Source organism: Pseudomonas sp. P867 (genome assembly GCF_019891455.1).
GTDB lineage: Bacteria > Pseudomonadota > Gammaproteobacteria > Pseudomonadales > Pseudomonadaceae > Aquipseudomonas > Aquipseudomonas synxantha_A.
Window position 1 is genome coordinate 335,817 of sequence record NZ_JAFLXB010000003.1, and the last position, 20,033, is coordinate 355,849.

18 protein-coding genes are annotated in these 20,033 nt (G+C 51.8%); 12 read left to right on the forward strand and 6 right to left on the reverse strand.

The annotated features are described in order from the left end of the window. Window positions 1-28: 28 nt before the first annotated feature. The 3 genes from J1G33_RS07895 to treP all read right to left on the reverse strand — a co-directional run bounded on the left by J1G33_RS07895 (window position 29) and on the right by treP (window position 4,526). Complete coding sequence (locus tag J1G33_RS07895; protein WP_005791151.1) at window positions 29-1,249, reverse strand: carbohydrate porin; 1,221 nt, start codon at window positions 1,247-1,249, stop codon at window positions 29-31. A 68-nt stretch (window positions 1,250-1,317) separates the two neighbouring features. Then, entirely contained in the window at window positions 1,318-2,964 is a 1,647-nt protein-coding gene (treC, locus tag J1G33_RS07900) for an alpha,alpha-phosphotrehalase (protein WP_032879619.1), read from the reverse strand. 119 nt (window positions 2,965-3,083) lie between these two features. Beyond that, entirely contained in the window at window positions 3,084-4,526 is a 1,443-nt protein-coding gene (gene treP / locus J1G33_RS07905) for a PTS system trehalose-specific EIIBC component (protein WP_032879618.1), read from the reverse strand. Between the two features lie 239 nt (window positions 4,527-4,765). Between treP and treR the strand changes: the two genes are divergently transcribed. Further along, window positions 4,766-5,470 carry a trehalose operon repressor gene (gene treR / locus J1G33_RS07910; RefSeq protein ID WP_032879617.1) on the forward strand — a complete coding sequence of 235 codons (705 nt, stop codon included), beginning with the start codon at window positions 4,766-4,768 and terminating at the stop codon, window positions 5,468-5,470. 386 nt (window positions 5,471-5,856) lie between these two features. On the opposite strand, the gene J1G33_RS07915 is transcribed toward treR, so the two are convergent. Then, complete coding sequence (locus J1G33_RS07915) at window positions 5,857-6,777, reverse strand: LysR family transcriptional regulator (protein WP_205489135.1); 921 nt, start codon at window positions 6,775-6,777, stop codon at window positions 5,857-5,859. A gap of 105 nt (window positions 6,778-6,882) precedes the next feature. Here J1G33_RS07915 and J1G33_RS07920 point away from each other — a divergent pair, with 105 nt between their 5' ends. Then, window positions 6,883-7,659 carry a class I SAM-dependent methyltransferase gene (locus J1G33_RS07920; RefSeq protein ID WP_205489136.1) on the forward strand — a complete coding sequence of 259 codons (777 nt, stop codon included), beginning with the start codon at window positions 6,883-6,885 and terminating at the stop codon, window positions 7,657-7,659. A 555-nt stretch (window positions 7,660-8,214) separates the two neighbouring features. Here J1G33_RS07920 and J1G33_RS07925 read toward each other — a convergent pair. Continuing rightward, window positions 8,215-8,403, reverse strand: coding sequence for a transcriptional regulator (locus J1G33_RS07925; RefSeq protein WP_223017941.1), 189 nt, complete (start codon window positions 8,401-8,403; stop codon window positions 8,215-8,217). Between the two features lie 250 nt (window positions 8,404-8,653). Here J1G33_RS07925 and J1G33_RS07930 point away from each other — a divergent pair, with 250 nt between their 5' ends. Genes J1G33_RS07930 through J1G33_RS07940 form a run of 3 tightly spaced genes read left to right on the forward strand, consistent with a single transcriptional unit; the run spans window position 8,654 to window position 11,525 of the window. Beyond that, entirely contained in the window at window positions 8,654-9,190 is a 537-nt protein-coding gene (locus J1G33_RS07930) for a hypothetical protein (protein ID WP_223017899.1), read from the forward strand. Continuing rightward, window positions 9,187-10,446, forward strand: coding sequence for an XRE family transcriptional regulator (locus J1G33_RS07935; protein WP_223017900.1), 1,260 nt, complete (start codon window positions 9,187-9,189; stop codon window positions 10,444-10,446). Before J1G33_RS07930 ends, J1G33_RS07935 begins: the two co-directional genes overlap by 4 nt. Then, window positions 10,443-11,525 (forward strand): beta family protein, encoded by a 1,083-nt coding sequence (locus J1G33_RS07940; protein ID WP_223017901.1) that lies wholly within the window; start codon window positions 10,443-10,445, stop codon window positions 11,523-11,525. The genes J1G33_RS07935 and J1G33_RS07940 overlap by 4 nt, the downstream gene beginning before the upstream one ends. Here J1G33_RS07940 and J1G33_RS07945 read toward each other — a convergent pair. Then, a complete protein-coding gene (locus J1G33_RS07945; protein ID WP_223017902.1) occupies window positions 11,470-12,069 on the reverse strand; it encodes a sce7726 family protein in 600 nt (199 codons plus the stop codon). The two genes, J1G33_RS07940 and J1G33_RS07945, sit on opposite strands and share 56 nt — an antisense overlap. Before the next feature lie 772 nt (window positions 12,070-12,841). Here J1G33_RS07945 and J1G33_RS07950 point away from each other — a divergent pair. From J1G33_RS07950 to J1G33_RS07980, 7 genes are all read left to right on the forward strand, one after another. Then, window positions 12,842-15,079, forward strand: coding sequence for a hypothetical protein (locus tag J1G33_RS07950; protein ID WP_223017903.1), 2,238 nt, complete (start codon window positions 12,842-12,844; stop codon window positions 15,077-15,079). A gap of 824 nt (window positions 15,080-15,903) precedes the next feature. Then, entirely contained in the window at window positions 15,904-16,113 is a 210-nt protein-coding gene (locus tag J1G33_RS07955) for a TraC family protein (RefSeq protein ID WP_223017904.1), read from the forward strand. A 2-nt stretch (window positions 16,114-16,115) separates the two neighbouring features. Next, window positions 16,116-16,340 (forward strand): hypothetical protein, encoded by a 225-nt coding sequence (locus J1G33_RS07960; RefSeq protein ID WP_223017905.1) that lies wholly within the window; start codon window positions 16,116-16,118, stop codon window positions 16,338-16,340. 255 nt (window positions 16,341-16,595) lie between these two features. Next, window positions 16,596-17,390 carry a P-type conjugative transfer protein TrbJ gene (trbJ, locus tag J1G33_RS07965; protein ID WP_223017906.1) on the forward strand — a complete coding sequence of 265 codons (795 nt, stop codon included), beginning with the start codon at window positions 16,596-16,598 and terminating at the stop codon, window positions 17,388-17,390. A 2-nt stretch (window positions 17,391-17,392) separates the two neighbouring features. Continuing rightward, window positions 17,393-17,584, forward strand: a complete 192-nt coding sequence (locus J1G33_RS07970; protein ID WP_223017907.1) for a hypothetical protein — start codon at window positions 17,393-17,395, stop codon at window positions 17,582-17,584. 2 nt (window positions 17,585-17,586) lie between these two features. Then, a complete protein-coding gene (gene trbL / locus J1G33_RS07975; RefSeq protein ID WP_223017908.1) occupies window positions 17,587-19,203 on the forward strand; it encodes a P-type conjugative transfer protein TrbL in 1,617 nt (538 codons plus the stop codon). A 2-nt stretch (window positions 19,204-19,205) separates the two neighbouring features. Further along, the gene (locus tag J1G33_RS07980) at window positions 19,206-19,526 is read left to right on the forward strand and encodes a hypothetical protein (RefSeq protein WP_223017909.1); all 321 of its coding nucleotides are present in this window, start codon (window positions 19,206-19,208) and stop codon (window positions 19,524-19,526) included. Window positions 19,527-20,033: the final 507 nt, after the last annotated feature.

The following is a 20,033-nucleotide window of genomic DNA, read 5'->3' on the forward strand; positions in this document are numbered from 1 at the left end:
TTTTTAAAGATCATTGGGAGCTACCGAATTACTTCCACCAGTACTCGACTTGTACACCCATGTTCGAGCCATGCCGCGCAGTGCCATAGGCACCGGTATCAGATAATGCCGAACCCGCCGCCAGCTCATTGGCCGCACGCTTGGCCGCCTGGTTCCAGGACGCATAGGTGTAATACAACCGCACTTCCGGCCGAGCCCAGAACTCAGGACCTTTGGGCGACCAGGTCGGAGCGAACGTGAATTTGCTCAACTTGCGCGTGCCCCCCGTGGCGTCAACCTGATCGTGACCCAGCTCAGCGACCAGTTTGAATTGCTCGCTGATGGCATACGCCGGGCGCACGCCGAGGGAGATCCAATTCTGGTCCTGGCGCCCTGGGCGCACGTCTTTCTGGTACACCGCTTCAACTTGCCCGCCGAAACGCGGGGTCACCTGCCAGTCGAAGAACTCCACTACCCGGTAGCTTTTGCTGCTCCTGTCCAACGCGGTATTGCCGGTATAGCCCAGGCCGGTGCCTGGGCCTTCGCCGTACTGGAGGGCAAACTTGTTCTTGCCCCCCAGGAATGCAGCTTGTACATGCTGCGCGGTCAGCGCCCATCCGCTGTTGGCGTCACGCCCGCCAGCCTTGGCGATGTAGCTCAAGCCAAGCTCCAGCTCGCCGCCAGGGTTGGTATTGAAACCTGCGACGTTGAAGTCGTGACGGGTGGCGTATTCCTTCTGGTACAGGTTGTCCTTGCGTGACAGCGCGTAGCTGTATTTCAAGCCGCCGATCAGCACGTCCTCGATTCCCCCTCCGGTGGCGCTCTGGTTCCAGTAGTAGAAGTCGGAGATATGGATGTCGTTACGCTTGTAGTAACGCCGCCCGGCCCACAGCGAACCGCCATTGAGGCTGGGCAGGTTGGACCATTGCGCGTACATCTGCGGCATACGCGCCGAACCGTTGTTTTCGCCCTGGAATTTCAGGGCACGGTCGTACTGGTTGTAGAGGGAAGCCATGGCATCGACGCTGAACACCGACCCATCATCGAGGGTCAGCAGGTCCTGGCGCAATTCCAGCTCAGCGTATTGCTCGCATTCGTTGCCCAAGCGGTACTTGGTTTGCGCCCCCGGTAGTTGGAAGCATTGCTGCTTGCCACTGCCCGTCGATGTGCCTGCGCCGCTGCGCAAGTAACCGGCGAATTCCAGAGCCTGGGCGCCAAACGGCGCAGCGAGGCAAGAGGCGATAAGACCCAGCTTTATTTTTGTTTTCATGAAGCGCTCCTTTTATTTTTATTGTTATTTCTTACTGTCTTGCGTGACGCGATCGCCCGTAGGGCGGCTTAGCCCTTGAGGTGCAGCACAAACGATTCGTAAGGGCGCAACACCACCGTGCTCGTGCGCACCGGGCAGTCGGGGTAGTTGCTGATCAGCAAACGTTGTTCGCACGCCGCGTTGATCACCTGATCGGGCAATTGGATTTCGCACGGCGTGCCGTAGAAGTTGTTGAGCACCAGCAGGCGCTCGCCCTGGCCTTCACGCAGGTAGGCCCAAACCTTGGAATGGTCTTGCAGCAGCGGGCGATAAACGCCTTGCTGGATCAGAGGTTCGCGGCGCCGCAGGGCGATCAATGCTCGGTAGTGATGCAGCACCGAGTCCGGGTCATCCAGCTGACTTTCGACATTGATGCGCGCGGCGTTGTCCGGGATGCCAATCCAGGGCTCGCCACGACTGAAACCGGCATTGGCCTGGCTGTTCCACTGCATCGGCGTACGCCCGTTGTCGCGGGACTTCTGCATGATCGCCGCCATGCTCGATGCTTCGGACTCTCCCGCATCGCGCTTGAGTCGGAAGATATTCAGGGTTTCTACATCGCGGTATTGTTCGATCCTGTCAAAGCCCGGGTTGGTCATCCCCAGTTCTTCGCCCTGGTACACATAGGGTGTGCCCTGGAGGAAGTGCAGCGCGGTGGCAAGCATCTTGGCCGAGACCACGCGATATTCGCCGTCATCACCAAATCGCGAAACCACCCGTGGCTGGTCGTGGTTACACCAGAACAGCGCGTTCCAACCGCCACCGGCCTGCATGCCTGTCTGCCAATCAGAGAGAATCTGCTTGAGTTGCAGGAAATCGAAATCGGCCTTTACCCACTTTTGCAGGTTGGGGTAATCGACTTTCAGGTGATGGAAGTTGAAGGTCATCGACAGCTCTTTCGAGGCCGGATTCGAGTAGCGAATGCAGTGTTCCAGGCGGGTGGACGACATCTCGCCCACGTTGATCAGGTCATGGCCGTCGAAGACTTCGCGGTGCATTTGCTGCAGGTACTCGTGCACATGCGGGCCGTCGGTGTAGAAGCGGCGGCCGTCGCTGGTGTCTTCGGGGAAATCGGCGGGCTTGGAGATCAGGTTGATCACGTCCAGGCGGAACCCACCCACGCCTTTGTCACGCCAGAAGCGCATCATCTTGAACACTTCGGCGCGCACCTTGGGGTTGTCCCAATTGAGGTCGGCCTGGGTGTGGTCGAACAGGTGCAGGTAGTACTGGCCAGTCTGCGCTTCGTATTCCCAGGCCGAGCCGCCGAACTTGGACTCCCAGTTGTTCGGCTGGTCGCGCCAGATGTAGAAGTCGCGGTAAGGGTTGTCGAGGCTGCTGCGTGCCTGCTGGAACCACTCGTGCTCGACGGAGGTGTGGTTGACCACGATGTCGAGCATCAGCCTGATGCCGCGCTTGGCCGCTTCGCTGATCAGCAAGTCGCAGTCGGCCATGGTCCCGTAGCTGGGGTCGATGGCGTAGTAATCGCTGATGTCGTAGCCGTTGTCGCGCTGGGGTGAGCGCAAAAACGGGGTGACCCACAGGCAATCCACGCCCAGCCAGTGCAAGTAGTCGAGCTTGTCGACGATGCCCAGCAGGTCACCGGTAGCGTTACCCGCGTGGCTGTGGAAGCTTTTGGGGTAGATCTGGTAGATCACCGAGTGTTGCCAGGTTTGCATGGTGGGTTCCTTCAGTAGAGTTGGGTGCTGGCCCTTCTGGCCTCATCGCAGGCAAGCCAGCTCCCACAGTTGAAATGCGTTCAACCTGTGGGAGCTGGCTTGCCCCCGGTGGCGATTGATCAGGCGACCCGGTAACCAGGCCGAATGATCTTCATGCTCAACAGGCAAGTCAGCGCAAACGGCACGACCATCGCCACGATCATGCCGATCACAAACATTGGAATCGCACTCGGTACGATCGAGATAAACCCGGGCAAGCCACCGACGCCGATGGCCGAAGCCGTCACCTTGTTCAGTGACAGGAAAATGCTGCCCAGCGCCGAGCCCAGCAGAGCGGCGTAGAACGGGAACTTGAAGCGCAGATTCACCCCGAACATCGCCGGCTCGGTGATGCCGAAATAAGCCGAAATTGCCGAGGTGGACGCCATGCTTTTGTCCCGCGCATTGCGGGTCATGTAGAACACGCCCAATGCGGCGCTGCCCTGGGCCAGGTTGGACATGACGATCATTGGCCAGATAAAGGTGCCGCCCTGGGTCGAAATAAGCTGCAGGTCGACGGCCAGGAACATGTGGTGCATACCGGTGATCACCAATGGCGCATACAGCAGGCCGAAAATCGCCCCGCCAATCATGGGTGCAATCTCAAACAGGGTGACCAGGCCTTCGGTAATCAGGATGCCGAGGTGGCGGGTGACCGGGCCGATGATCGCCAGGGCCAGCACGCCGGTAACAACGATGGTGGTGATCGGCACGACCAGCAATTGAATCGCATTCGGTACCCGCGCCCTTAGCCACTTCTCGATCACGCTCATGACGAAGGCGGCCATCAGGATCGGCAGGATCTGCCCCTGGTAACCCACCTTCTCGATCTGGAACCAGCCGAAGATATCGAAGTACGGCAGGCTCTGGCCGTCGAGGCCGGCGACCGCCTTGCCGTAGTTCCAGGCGTTGAGCAGGTCGGGGTGCACCAGCATCAGGCCCAGCACAATGCCGAGGATTTCACTGCCGCCAAAACGCTTGGCTGCCGACCAGCCCACCAACGCCGGCAGGAACACGAACGAGGTGTTTGCCATCAGGTTGATCAGGCTCCACAGGCCATCCAGGTTCGGGTAGGCCTCCAGCAGGGTCTTGCCTTCGATGAACATGCCCTTGGCGCCCATCAGGTTGTTCACGCCCATCAACAGGCCGGCGATGATCAGCGCGGGCAGGATCGGCATGAACACATCGGAAAACACCCGCACCAGACGCTGCATGGGGTTGGTCTTGTCGCCGCCGGCTTTCTTCACGTCGGCAATGGTTGAGGCGGCCAGGCCGGTCAGTTCGCGCAGGGCGGCATAGACCTTCTCCACTTCGCCGGGGCCGATCACCACCTGGAACAGGCCGCCGGTAAAGAACGAGCCCTTGACCAGATCGACCTGGTTCAACGCATTGCCGTTGACCAGGCTTGGGTCCTTGAGCGCCAGGCGCAGGCGGGTCACGCAATGGGCAGCTTGCTCAAGGTTATCGCGGCCCCCGAGGTGCTCGAGAATCTCGCGGGCAGTAGACGAATAGTCGTGGCTCATGCTCGTTTTCCACTGTGATTGTTTTTATGGGTGGCAGTCATTGGCAGCACGCCGAGGAGGGAAAAGTACTCGTCTGTACGAGTTAAATCAACAACTCGTCTGTACGAGTTACACTTTTGTTTATATGTGGGAGCTTACTGTCAGACTTTTCCCTCGCCTGCACGGCTATCCAATGGACAAACCCCACCTCTGCCACTAAGGTTCCTGCCTTGAATGCAAGCCAGGCACAGAGCCATCTCATGAGCAAATACAACCAGATCTATACGGATCTGCTTGCCAGCATCACCACCGAACGCCTGCAACGCGGTACGCGCCTTCCCTCCGAAACCGAACTGATGGACGCCTACCAGGCCAGCCGTGGCACCGTGCGACGCGCCATCGAGCAGTTGCAGGAGCGTGGCTTTGCGCAAAAAATCCATGGCAAGGGCACCTTTGTGTTGTCGCCCAACCCGATCGAGTTCCAGTTGGGCGGCATCGTCAGCTTTCACGAGACCCACGCCGACCTGGGCGATGACGTACGCACTGACGTCGTCGAGTTCACCCAAATCCCGCTGGAAGGTTCTTTGCTGCAACACATCGAAGCCGAGCCCGGCACGCTGATCACCCGCGTCAAACGCGTACGACGTATCGGTGGCAAGCGCGTGATCCTGGACATCAACCACTTCGTTGCCGACCTGATCCCCGGCCTGGACCACTCGATTGCCGAGCAGTCGATCTACGCGTTTATCGAGCAAACGCTGGGGCTGCAGATCAGCTATGCACAGCGCACCATCGAAGCCCTGCCGCGCAGCAAAGACGACCAGGCGCACCTGGACCTTGATGGGCAAAGCCATGTGATCGTGGTGAGTAACCAGACGTTTTTGCAGGACGGGAGGCAGTTCGAGTACACCGAGTCGCGGCATACGTTGGATAAGTTTTACTTTTCGGATATTGCGCGGCGCTGAGCGTAATCCGGGAAGATCATCTTCTCCCCTACCGCCTCGAACTCTGGGTGAGTGCCTCGGTATTCGGAAAGCTCCGACATCGCGCGAGTCATGCCTCGCGTGCATCCTGGCCAACCATAGGCTGCTTGATCAGGCACTGACATCCCCAAAAACACAAAACCCCGGCACCAGGCCGGGGTTCTGTTATTCAGCACTCACCTGCTATTGCAGGATCATTCCCACTCTATTATCAACAGGCTGTTCAGCCCCGATAAAATATGGATGATTCTACAAGCCACCAAAACGATGCCACGAAAAATACCATTCACACCCTCAGTCCCTTGTTGGGCGCTTGGTAGCCACCGTCTGCCGAAGTGATAGCCAGGTTGTAGAAATAATTTCACGTTTTATATCCCTGATTGAAAACAGGCTTGCTGGTCAGCATCCTCGTGAGCCATCTGGACAAATCGAGATAATGGCGAGCCCTGTGGCGCACATCGATACACCAGTGTGAGAGGCACCGTGAAGTCGGATTGAGTATTAAGCTCCCGATATTTCACACTTTCTCGATGCAGCGATCTCAAGGTCTCAGGCACGATAGTTATCCCCTTGCCCGCGGCAACCAGAGTGACCGCGGAAAGTAATCTTGGTACATCGGCTGCGACGCGCGGCGTGAACCCCGCCTCCAGAAAGGCGGCAAAAAGCACATCCTGGATGCCTGGGCCGTCAGCCCGTCGATAGAGGATAAGGCCTTCGGTTCTCAAAGCTGACAAGGCGATGGGACCGGTTTCCTGCGCCAGAGGATGTCCGATCGGCAAGGCGACAACCATGGGTTCTTGACACAGTACAACCGATTTCAGCATGGGATATCGCTGAGTTGTTGATCTCACGAACACGGCATCCAGCGATTCCTCCACCAAGGCATCAAGCAAATCCCGCGTCGTGTTTTCGTGAGAATCAAGCGCGATCATAGGGTATCTCGCGTGAAATGCCCGTATCAACTGAGGAACCTTTGGGTGTAAGGAAGCGGAACTGGTATAGCCAACGGCGATCCGTCCAAACTCACCGCGAGCTGCCTGCTGTGCCCGCATAACCGCCCGATCTACGTTGGCCAGCAGCTCTCGTGCTTCCTTCAAGAAAACACGACCAGCCGCATTCAGACGAATGCTGCGAGGGGTGCGATCGAACAGTCGCACCTCCATTTCGCGCTCCAAATCACGAATCTGTGAGCTGAGTGGCGGCTGCTGAATATTGAGGCGCTGCGCTGCCCGAGTCATGTGTTCTTCTTCGGCGACCACAACGAAGTAGCGCAGATGGCGAAGCTCCATGGCGTTACTACCTTTTATGTATGCTTTGGGTACTTTGCATATATTTTACATTGCAAAGAGGCATCCATACCATCTGGTGGTCGCAATCATTTGCAGGGTCTGGTTATGAGCATCGACTTCCACTCCAGTGAAAACAGGTATACATACGCCGCTCGAGACGCCGACAGCGGATGGGCTACGGCTATCAAATCCGTGCTTGACCCATCAGGTAAACGCGTCGCGGACATCGGGTGTGGAGGCGGGATCTACTCAATCGCTTGGATCGAGCTTGGCGCCAAAGAAGTGATAGGCGTCGATTTTTCCGCCGAGATGGTCTCGGCCGCTCGAGAAAAATCAGTAAGACAGACGGGAATTTCCTTCCAAGTGGGCACCGCTGAGAAAACAGACTTGGTGAGCGAGAGCATAGACATTGTTTTCGAGCGGGCGCTTATTCACCACATCAAAAATTACGACGCTTGTTTTGCCGAAGCTTTTCGTTTGCTTGTCCCTGGCGGGAAATTGCTGATTCAAGATCGCACGCCTGACGACGTGCAGGTTGCTGGGTCTCCTGTACACATTCGCGGGTATTTTTTCGAATGCTTCCCTCGACTACAGAAAGTTGAATCCAACCGAAGACCAACTGCTGATCGAGTTGTAGGCGCCCTACTGAAGGCTGGGTTTGAAAATCCAAAAACTATTCAGCTCTGGGAAATCAGAAAGACCTATGAGAACTTTGAAGACTTAGAGACTGACCTCCGTAATCGTACGGGCCGATCAATCCTGCATGAGCTTAATGATGAAGAATTGGCCAACTTGATCTCATTCATTAGTGGCCGTATCGATGTTGATCAGCCGATTAGAGAAATGGACAGATGGACATTGTGGCTTGCTGAGAAACCTTAAGGCACGGTCATCCTTGATGACTGGAACTCTGAGGGTTAGTTGGCGGAGCGCTCACTCACTACCAAGCCAAAAGTCTACCGAATGGCTTTGCCGCCCCCTTTTACTCATTGCTGGGATCGGATGAGTGGCTTCCCCAGAACCTAAGGCCATCGCACTGTATAGAATCACGATGACAGAGGCACGAGAAGATAAGTAATAACCCCTTTTGGGGAGTCGCAAGCATCAAAATAGCAATCAGGGCTTCAAGGCATTTCAGGTGCGCTAGGTAAGAGAAGACGCACTGTCGATGCCATGTCAGCTTCACCCAACTGAACATGGTATCGACATCCTTTTTGATGAAGCTTGCTCTGAGCACCATGACCGACGCCATTAATGACGTAGAAACCCTCGTAACCGTCAAAAATATTTTTAATTAAATCAAATGGTTACGAAAAAAACCTACTCCCACTCTATTATCAATTAATAAATAAAACCCTTAAATATCAAGGCATTAATATTAATATTAATATTAACGAAGAATACCATGAAATGTGCCATATCCCGCTATGTGGACGATTAATTCCGCCTCGCATCTGCAGGACTGCTCCTCTCACCTAGTCCGAACGATTTGGCTATCTGCCTCAGAAGAATAGCGAGTTCGGCCGAGTCGCCATTACGGCGCACTTCGGCCAGCAGCTCAGCCGCATAAGCAGGATCGGCATGGAACTGCTTGGCCATTACCTCATCGTGGAGTCGGTCTTTCATCTGATGCAAATCCTCCTCATTGAGATAAAAGTTAAAGAGATACACGCCCAAGAGCCCACCCCTTAGGTTTCTTTCGCTTTTCCTATGCTAGCGAAAACTGGATAGTTGGTCACAGGCTGAGTCACATTACCTAACAAAAATTAAGCTGAAATAAAAAAAACAGCGGAATATTAAAATATAAAAATATCAATAAGTTAGGAAAAACCACGCGGATTAAAAAAAATGACAGGGTGCTGGAGGCAATTGGAGCTTGACCGTTCTGATAGCGCGTGTCTATCTTCTCACTTCGATACAACAATTTTGTTGCCTCATGATCCCTTCTCTTGTTAATCCGAACCAAAGCCCTTGGTCAGTTTTGCCAGGGGGTATTCACTTCGCCACCATCGCAGAAGTGGAGCAGGTGTTTGCTGTAAATGCGAAACGTCGGAGACTTTTCGTCGGGATGCAGTCGGCATTCAAGGCTCTGCGCGATGCAGGCTGTCGCACCATCTACCTGGATGGCAGTTACGTGACGGCCAAGCCTCAGCCAGGCGACTATGACGTATGCTGGGACCCCACAGGGGTGGTTCACGGCAAAATTGACCCTGTATTCCTCGATTTTCGCGACAAGAGAAGGAATCAGAAGTTGAAATATGGGGGGGAGTTTTTCCCCTTTGGCGCTCAAGCTGAGCCAGGAAAGACATTCCTAGATTTTTTTCAGAATGATCGGTTTACGGGTCATCCTAAAGGAATCTTATCCATCGATTTGACTTGCGAGCCCCTTGAATGTGGGAGAGCACGAGAATGATATATAACGAAAGGCAATATCAGTCAGCACACAAACAGCTTGAAAAACTTTGCAACTCGCTAAATACATTCCAGCCTTCTGGAGTAGTCTGGCTGGACGCAGCTCAACTTGAAGCGATAGAATCGAAAATCTTAGATATAAAGTCTGAGATTAAAGAGTACGAACTAATTAAGGAAGGAAAGGTTTCCTACCTAGAATGTTCTGGCTTGTCAGAGTTGCCCAAGACCCTTATATACGCTCGAATTGGACTAGGTTTGACTCAGAAAAATCTTGCGGAGAAACTAGGAATTCCAGCCCAGCAGCTTCAGAGATATGAGGCCTCTAGTTATATGGGGGCTAGCCTTGCACGTCTTATTTCTGTAGCTGAAGTACTGAACGTAAAAATTCGCGAATCATGGTCGGGTGCCAATGCGAACACTGCTGACTCGGTGTTTTGCTGGAACAGCGTAGAGAATATTGATTGGTCGTTATTCCCCGCTCAGGAAATGGTTAAGCGTGGCTGGATCACAGTACAACAGGGGAGTAGCACTGTAGATCAAGTTAGAGATTACTTTCTTTGTGGCGGTGGACAATATACTCCGGCTCTGCACAGAAAGAAATTTCACGGAGAGAACAAACCTAACGAGTATGCTTTACTAGCATGGCAGGCACGTGCATTAGAGTTAGCTAGAGAAGAAGTTTTGTCTGGAGCAGTGTCCGAGTACGAGCATACAGATAGCTGGATAAAAGAATTATCGATCTTAACGCAGATTGAGGGAGCCCCTCTTATAGCTAAAAAGTTCTTAGCTGCAAGAGGAATAGTCTTGGTTATAGAGAAGCATTTGCCTGGCACGTATCTTGATGGAGCTGCCATGGTGCTTGAGACCGGCCATCCAGTAGTTGCACTTACATTGAGATATGATCGTTTAGATAATTTCTGGTTCGTATTATTTCATGAGCTAGCTCATATATCACTCCACATATTCGACTCCCTCCAAATGGACTATTTTGATGAGGAGGGGGAAGGTGAAGGTGATTTGGTTGAGAGAGAAGCGGATGAGTTTGCTCTAGAGGCTTTGATAAGTAGCGAGTCCTGGGACTCATGCATTTCTAGGTTTTCGATGACTCCTGAAGCTGTCCTGCTGGATGCAGAAAGAATAGGCGTCCATCCAAGTATTTTAGCGGGAAGGATTCGAAAGGAAAGCAATAACTACCATAAACTTACCGAGCTTTTGGGGAACGGTAAGGTACGCTCCTGTTTTGAGGAACAGCTATGAAAATCAGCAGTGAAAAGTACGTGCCTGTATTAAAGTGGCGACAAGGAGAGTACCAAGCTCTTTTCACGCTGAAAGCTGACGTTAAGGATAAAGTCGTTCCTCTTCTGATAATACCTCCTAGGGAATATGATTTCGAGGAGAAGAAAATGAAAAAGACTATACATGAGCATGTAGAGACTTTCCCGAAAAGGCTTTATGGCAAGTGGGGCAATCGACTTGCGCTAGTTGACATCCATCACTCTCTTGAAGATGAAGTAATGGATGACGGACGTCCAGTCATTGAATTCGTGCTAAATGAAACTTTAAGGTTGGGCTGCAATATCCGCCCAGTAGTCGGCCTTTCTAAAAGTAGCTCTTACATTGCTTGTATTCGTTCGTTTCTAATCACGAATAAGACCGGCGTTGTTTTTAGACTCAAACTGGATGAACTCCTCAAGCCGTCAGTGGATGCTGACATAGCAGTGATGATGAATTTGCTGGGGGTATCTTCTTGGAAGGAAGTAGATCTAGTTGTTGATTTAGGAGAACCTGAGAATTTCGAGCCATACGGTCTATTCGCTAAAATAGTATCAGGCGCGGTAAATAAAATGAGTGGGTGCAGCACATGCAGATCCCTTATTTTTGTTGCTACATCATTAAAACTCCGTGACATAAAAAAGCCAGGTGCAATTCAAAAGCGGCATGAGTGGGCACTTTTTCCAAGCCTGCGTGCGGAGATCGCTAAAACAATATATGAGCCCTGTTTCGGAGACTATACTATCGAGTCGCCTACATTTTTAAGCCTTGACATGCGGAAGATGAAGCCAGCCGGCAAAATTGTTTATACCGTAGATGACTCTTGGCTTGTACCAAAGGGCGGTGCATTTCGAGGTAACGAAGCTCAGATGATCAACCACTGCAAAGAAATCATTTCTTCTGGAAAATACTCAACTAGTAGTTTTAGCAAAGGCGATGAGCGGATTGATGAAACCGCCAACAAGCTAAACAACTGCGGCAACTTAACTACCTGGAAGTGGGTTGGGGTTAATCATCACATAACATTTGTAATGAGGCAGATCGCCAGTCTTTACGGCCCATAAACTTAGCCTTGATCCACTGGGTCAATTCCTGCGCAGTAAGGGTTGGGGGAATCAACTTATAAAGCTTTTCTCTGGACTGACTGAGATATTTTTTTTCCACGCCCAGCACTGTAAGCAATTCGATTATTTCTCGTCGCCAAAGGAAATGTGCCATAGCGGTAATTTCTAACTGTGGATTTTTTTTAGGACGCCTTATGGTTTTGAATGCCACTGCCCCTTTAGTCCCCTTGGTCGCGACGATCAAACCGCACCAATCTGGAAGAATATTGATTATTTTATGAATGTGATTTGGAGCGGATATTACTGAAATCTTTTCAAAGCACTTTGAGTATTCTGATAACTGCTCAGGGAGGCGAACTATAGTATCTTTTGAACTCTTAATTTCAAAGCAATGAAAAGTCCCATTTAATACTGCAATATCTGCTCTATTTTTTCCGTGAGCGAGGCCAAGTTCGTCAATTACGATAGTGTTTGGGCAATCATGAAAGTGCTGCAAGCGCTTTTTGTGAAAGTGCTGCCTTATTTCAATGTCCCGACTTTCCAATTGATATTCTCCGTCAAACCTGTGCCCTAAATTATTGCTCCATCTCAAGCGCCGCGAATTCTACCGTATACGTCATACGCCTGCCCAACACATATTCAATTTCCGCCATTTGCTCCCTGTATGAACGCTGCAAACCGACGAGTGGTGCTGAACAGCGTTCTGAGCAAAGGTCCGCTTGAGAGAATTGAGCATGCATTGAACTCAGCCTATGAGCCATACGATACAACACGAACACGGTGCCTGGGTATTGAAACCCTGCAACGCAGAGCTCCCGCAGCCAAGCTGTAAGCTACCCTAGCGAAAACTGGAGCTCGATGTCGAGGGTTGCAGCTCGCCGATCGGCAACGCCGTATAACTATCCATAAGGCCCTTCGTCATCGGAATTAAAGAACCGGATGCTCAGCGATATGCTAACAAGGCGTAACGGCTAGTGCCCAACTTTCCAGCGCGGTCGATACCGGCAAAGCCAGCGATCAAGAGCCTTGCGTGGCTGTACCATGCGCTCGAGCGCCTGCCTAGGCTCCCGGTTGAAAATTAGGATGCTCGCGCGCGTCGGCATCCTTGAGTACGTTACATGCTGAAACCGCGGGGGCTTATGGAGCGCTTACGATTCTCTTGATTAGACTCTCAAGCTATCCTCAGAAATTTTCACTTTCCTGAGCAAAACCAGATAATGTGGCCAAATGCCATTGGACAATTTTGGCTTGATGAAATTTTGTACAGTAAAAGCGGTCTCTCTCTTTAACTTTACGTTCGTCTACTGGATTCGCCAATGGCCAGTGAAAAAAGAAAACAACCTCCAATAAAAAGGGATTCTTGGATGAACCGCAAAATTTTTGAGCTCGCATTGGAAGAACTTCGACCATCCGATTGGGAACATTTTGAAGAATTGAGCTCTTCGTTTTTAGCAAGTGAATTTCCAGAGCTGAGGACTATGGCCTCGCCTAGTGGCGATGGTGGACGCGATTCAGAATTGTATTCGCCCGACGGAGTTACTCATATTGCAACACAATATTCCGTATCGGCTGGTTGGGAAGCAAAAGTAAATCGCACAATAAAAAGACTTTCTGAAAATTTCAACGAGATTAAAGTATTAATCTATCTTACAAATCAAGTTATCGGAGCGAACGGAGACAAACTAAAACAAAACTGTTTAAAGTCTGGAGTCTCCTTAGACATTAGAGACAAGAGCTGGTTCTTAGAGCGCTACGAACAAGATGATATAAAATATGCAGCAGCTAGCAGGCTAGTTGACATCATAGCAAAACCCATACTCGAAGGCGAATCTATAATTGAAAAAAGTAGACCTTCTCTAACTTCATTAGAATCTAAAGCAGCGTTGACTTATTTAGGCCTACAATGGGAGGACGAAAAAACTGACAAAGGTTTAACTAAAATAGTCTTTGAATCCCTAGTCAGAGCAGCTCTTAGAAACACTCATACTGAATCCAAACTCACAAAATCCGATATATACGACAAGATTTTTCAGTACACTCCTTCAACTGTAGCAGAAGATGTAAAAAAAAATGTCGACTCTGCATTAACTCGACTAACCAAAAAAATAATTAGCCACTGGCCAAAAACTGACGAGTACTGCCTGAAACATGAAGAAGTTTTAAGACTTAGAACCCGACTTGCGGAAATGGAAATTGATGAGAAGGAATTCTTTAGCCAGGTAGAACATCTCGTTCGAAATGAGCGTGAAGAATCGGATCATATTGAAGAAGGATTAGTTACAGAGATAGCATTAAGAGTATGTAGAATAGTCGACTCATACATGATTAAGTCAGGAGAAGCATTTGCAACCTCAGTTGTAAATGACCAAGTAGCTGTAGCTGACCCAAACCTCTTAAAAAACTCGATATTCCAAGATATTAATAGTTTTCCGTCAAGTGCTTCTTATATGCAGCACCTACCGGATATAGCTTTAAATGTGGTTTCACGGGTTTTGTCGTCCGACAAACCCTCAGTGCGCGCCCACTTAAAAAAAATATCGGATACATACACACTTTATTCATTCCTGCAAGAAACCGCCGACGTTCAGAAAGTTACAAAAAAGATCTTTGGCCATGGAAAAATCTGGTTAGACACTACAATAATATTACCGTTATTTGCAGAAGCTTTTAAAAATGAAGACTCAGAAAAAAAATACTCTAAGACTATCGGTGCTTTAATAAAATCAGGGATAGACCTCCGAGTTACTGACGGTGTAATACGTGAGATAATTCAGCACATATACATTTCAGAAACTTGCTCAAAACGTCCACCCAGTCAATGGGATGGTCGAATACCTTATCTTTACTATCATTATGTGGAGCAGGGGTATGACCCAGCAAAATTTAGCTCAATGATCGAGCTATTTCATGGAAAGAATCGGCCAGAGGATGATATCGAAGATTACTTGCAGCGCAATTTTAACATTACTTTAGAGTCGTTATCACAAGCGGTTAGCCATGTAGACGAAGACGTGCGCCATGCAGTCGAAAGACTTTGGCATGAGGCACACTCAAATCGCCGCAGAGACTCAGGCAATGGCGATAATGCAGTAACAGAGGCATTAGTCCGCCATGATGTTGAAAGTTATCTTGGCATTATAGGCCTACGTAAAGATGAAGAAATATCCGATTTGGGATATAAACACTGGTGGCTAACTATAGATAGTCTTGCATGGAAGATAAGATCCGACTTAAAAGCTGAACTGCCTCGGCCTCCAAGCTCTCCATTAATGTCTCTTGATTTTTTATCAAGCGCGATGTCCTTTGGTCCATCGCGTGACAGAATCGACCGCAGCGCGGAGCAGCAGCTTCCTTTATTTCTCGAGGCAGACGCAATGGAATACATGCCTAGAGAATTAATTGAAATTGCCAATAAGGTCAGATCTGACAATAAAGACTTGCCTGAGCATATCGTTCGGAGAAAGGTCAGAGATGCCTGCGACCACATGAAGCGTCGATATGGCAAGGTCACTAAGGCCGCTGTTGAAGATCTGGTGGCCGCGACAATAAAGTAATAGGACAGCCGGTCCAAACTTGAAGTACCTGTAAACTATTTTTTCAAATTCGTAAGCAGCTCTATTTGGAGCTGCGTCGTTTTTACAACTCACAACATCCAAAGCTCTTGGCGAAAAATCGTCGCGTCGGAAGGTTGACTAAGCAGCTCTCTACTTTGAGTTGCGGCAGCTAACGAAACCCTAGCCTCGCAGAGCAAAATACGTTGAGCCGAAGGTGAATAAGTGGCAGTGGTTGGAGTTGCGCGGCGAAGCCGTGTAGCTACAAACACATATCTTGCCGTCTTAATCTGTGCGTGTTCGTGCGTTCAAATCGACCACTATCCATTGGAGCCCCTAAACAGAGGGCTAAACGCATAAGGACGCATTGAAGCGCGTACCAGCGCACTTTGTGTGTCGCAAAGAAGCTAATAGGCGCATAGAAACGCACCCAGACGCGTAACAGCGCAGTTTTTAACTAGGGCGTATTCCATGACGGCTTACTTGCTCAATGGGTAAAACAGATACAGAGGGCGCGCATGATATGAACCAAGTAAAGGACGATGGGCACCAAAGGAAAGGCTCTGGGCAATTCACATCGCAAACCCTCTCACCAGCCCCGACAGGAGTCGTAAGAGGACAGCCGGAGCACAGCGCCACACTGCCTCCCAAACCCGGCTCAAAACGTGCGGGATTCGACCACAACCCAAATAGTGGAAACACTCGGGACGACCTGATCTGACGCTCCACGAAACAGCGCGGCTTTGTAGCCCCTTTAATTTGGGCGAGAAAATGAGGTAGAACTTTTCAGTCTGTCTAAACTTACTTCATTAAAAAACGGTGAACCCATGGCTCGAAAAACTCTCGCAGAACGCCGTTCTGACGCCCTTTCAGAGCTGGAAACAGCTAAAGCAAGATTGGCGAAATTGGATAATGAGGCGGCTGAAAGAATCGGGAGAATTGCAATCAAATCAGGATTGGTTAATCTTGAAATTACAGACGATCAAATTCGGAAAGAATTCGACAATATTGTAGAACGGATCAGGAAGGGGAATTGATCATGAAAACCGCTCACCGCATCAGCACATTGGCCAACCAACTCAACGAACTGCAAGCCTACCTCGGTCGAGCCAGCGGGCGACCTAGTAAAGCCGTCAAACAAGCCCAACGCATTGCGGCAGAGTTGGCTTCCTCGCTCGAAAACTGGCAACTAGAAACGCTACACATCCCTGAAACAGAGCGTGGTCATTATCGGACCCAAAACCCCTACTACTCAGCCCACTAATGCGCTACGCCATTTCATCAAAAGCCCACTTCGGTGGGCCTTTTTTTGGCCGTAAAAACACATCACGCGGGTAAGACGAACGGTTCATGCATAAAAAAATGCCAGAAAAATCAGGCTGATGTGTATCACACCTCACCCATGAAAAGCACGTAAGTCATTGATTTCTATGCGGATAGATACTTATCCGCATGTTTCAAAACACACCATATCAGTCAATAATCAAACCTCGAACCATGACAAGACGAGGTATTCGGCATGAATACGGAATTGCTGAAATCGCCGATTTCATCGGCTCGGAAATCGAGAGTACGCACAGCCCTTGTTTTAGCAATGAAAAGCACAAGCCTGAGTGTGGGTCTCTACCTGGCACCACCCCCTGCATATGCCATCTACTGCTCAAACTGCTCGACGTTCTATCAGCAGATGTTTGAGTACGCCGAGGCAGTCAACACGGCGCTGAACACTGCAGAGCAGCTTCAGACGCAGATTCAGCAGTATCAGAACATGGTCACCCAGGGCACGGGCTTGCCAAGCACCATGTTTGGCAGCATCGCGGCCGACCTTAAAAACGTGGCCAACATTTACACCCGTTCGCAGTCCCTAGGCCGCCAGATCCAGAATATGGACTCTCAGTTCAACACAGCTTTTCCTGGCTTTCAGTCCTACCTAAATCAAGCCGCGAACTCAGCAGAAGTAAAAGCTTATGAGCGCTATCAGAAGTGGTCGGAACAAGGCAGCGACAACGTAAAGACGGCACTCGAGGCCGCAAACCTCAATACCAGCAAGTTCGAGTCTGAAGACATCCAGCTTGATCGCATGGTGGCCCGTTCGCAGTCAGCCGTAGGCCGCATGCAAGCTATACAGGCGGGCAACGAAATCGCCTCCCAGAACGTGCAGCAACTGCAAAAACTGCGCGATCTGATGGCCACCCAAATCAACATGCAGGGCAACTACATGGCCCAGCAAGGCGACCGAAAGGCCGCTAGCGAAGCGGCTGAACAGCAGTTTGAAACACGGAAAAGCACACGCGGCGGCGTGAAGGAGTACTGAGAATGACTATTTCGAAATGGCTCATCGCGGTGTTGATGTGCGCGGGGTCCGCACTGGCCGGTTCCATGGTCACCGTGGTGGTTCAAAGCAACAGCGAATGTACTGCCGTGGCTGAGCAACAACGGCAACAGCGTGACGCTGATGCCTCATTTGAGGCGCGCCCGAACACTCGCGGCGGCGTGAAGGGGTACTAGCTATGGATCGTCGTCTATTGTTGTTCCTCGCCTTGGCTGGTGTGTTCGCGGGCGGAGATGCTGTGGCCGCGACCGACCTTTCTCATGCCGACACATCGATTCAGGGCCTACTCGACCTCGTTTTGCAACAGTCGCACCAGTGGTCAGGGAAGCTGTATGACTATGCCATCAGACTGTTCTGGCTGCTGGCCTCGATCCAGTTCATCTGGACGTTCATGCCTTTGGTCATGAAGCAAGCCGATTTCGGCGAGATTGTCGGCGAGCTGCTGCGCTTCGTGCTGGTGATCGGTTTCTTCCTTGCAGTCATGAAGTACTCGGTGGAATGGTCGACGGCCATTGTCGATAGCTTCCGCGATGCGGCGGCATCGGCGAGCGGACTCGGCCGCGCATTAGAACCCGGCGATATGCTAGCAGTTGCGCTGGATTTTGGCCGCACCATGGTGGAGGGCATTTCAGTGTTTTCTCCAGCCAAGGGACTACTGATCGCTGTATGCGCAATCCTTGTATTGGCATGTTTCGCCTTCATCGCTGCATTCATGTTTGTCACACTCGTAGAGTCTTACGTCATCATCAATGCTTCCGTGCTGTTCTTCGGCTTTGGCGGTTCGCAATGGACGCGGGATTTTGCAATTGCGCCGATGCGCTTCACCGTTGCGATTGGCGCCAAGCTATTTGTACTAACCCTGATTGTCGGCCTGATCGTCCAGTCCGCAAAACAGTGGTTGGCCGCCTACACCAATGACGAAGCGTCATTGATGACGATGGTCGGTTTGGCCTTGGTGTGCTGTTACCTCACGAAGACAATTCCTGACCTGATCGGTGGCATGATTAGCGGTACATCGATGGGCGGCGGTTCGGCCATTGGTGGGATGGCGGTGGCCGGTGCTGCCGGGGCGGCGGCTGCGGCGGCCACCATCGCCACAGCCGGGGCAGCGGCTCCTGCTGCCGCCCTCGGTGCTGCCGGTACTGGTAGCGCAGCCGGGGCTGGGGCGGCGGGTGTCGGTGGACTCGGCGGCGGACTGGCGGGGGCGATTAGCTCCAGCTTTGCCGGTGCCAGCTCGGGAGGTGGTGCCGCGTCGTCTATGGGTGCAGCGGCGTCCTCCGGCGTGGGTGCCAGCACCGGCGGCGCAGCGGCTCAGGGTGCCAGCTCCGCAGGCACGAAGGTCGGCGGCAGCCACGCCAATCCTGCCGGGCGGGCGTCGGCCGCTCCGGCCTCTCCAAGCAGCGTTGTAAAGCAGGCCGCCAAGCATGCCGGAAAGGCAGCGCAGGGGAACGACGACAAAGACCAGCAGACGACACCAAAAGGGGGAGTTGTCAGCTCCGGCAGCGCACTTTCCCAAGCAGCCGGCGGTGGCACAAAGATGCTCGGCGTGATGGCCTCGATGGCAGTGCCAGGTATGGAGAATGCGCACGCCTTGTCTCTTGGTGCAGGATCTCTGCCACCAGTTCCCGACGATACCGACTCGACCACTCCAGCCAATCGAGCAGAATCGGCCACGGAAGCTACACAAGCTGATCCTAACGTCATCCGTCCGGCCTCGGACACTAACTCTACTCCCGGCCGCCTCGCCTCGCTCAAGGTGCCGGGAATGACTTCGAACGATCAACAGGAGAAATAACCATGATGGACATTCTGATGTTCGCTGGCTTCGTAGTATTAGCCTCGACCTCCGCCATCGGCATGTGGGCGCTCAGCAGGTGGCTGCGCAGCAAGGGCTATGGGCCGCAACTCGATAGGCTGCATCGCCAATTCACGGCCTTGCAGCTTCGAGTAAGCCTGCTGGCCTTGTCGGCTTCCTATCGCATGTTTGCCGGGGCGCAAACCATGAATCGTTTACCTCTGCTGGGCAGCAAGAGTAGCGCCACTCTGAACCAGCAGGTGTTGATGGCCATCCAAGCCGCGCAGGAAGCACAGAAGCAAGATAAGCGCGGTGAGCATTGATCGCTGGCCAGCCCTATAGAACCCCGCCTCAGTGCGGGGTTTTGCTTTCTCCCCCTTTGGTGTTACGAACACTCCGCACCTTCGGTGCTGCGCGTCCCATGGACAACGCTTCGCGTTGACACACCGGACTTGCGGCTACTCGTGATTTCATCATGGGGCTACTCCCGGCTATGCCGGACAAAATCCCGGGAGGCTTCGCCATTAGTAATACGCACGGACATTGAACACCTGCACTTGGCATTGCCGATACCGATGGGCTTATGTCAGCTATATGACAACCTTGAAATCACCGCGAGCGGGCCGCCGTCAAAAGCGCGGGGGCTTCTCCATTAGTAATACGCACGGACCTGTCTCAGTTCCGTCTATTACACACCCTGTAAGGCCCTGTGCTGTATTAGCACAGCATCCCATTACCACCCGCTAAAAAGCTCCTTATGGCGTGTCCTGCGGCATTTTGGCGAGCTCGAAGGGCACGATGTCCCAGTTGGGTGAGGTGGTGTGTATTCG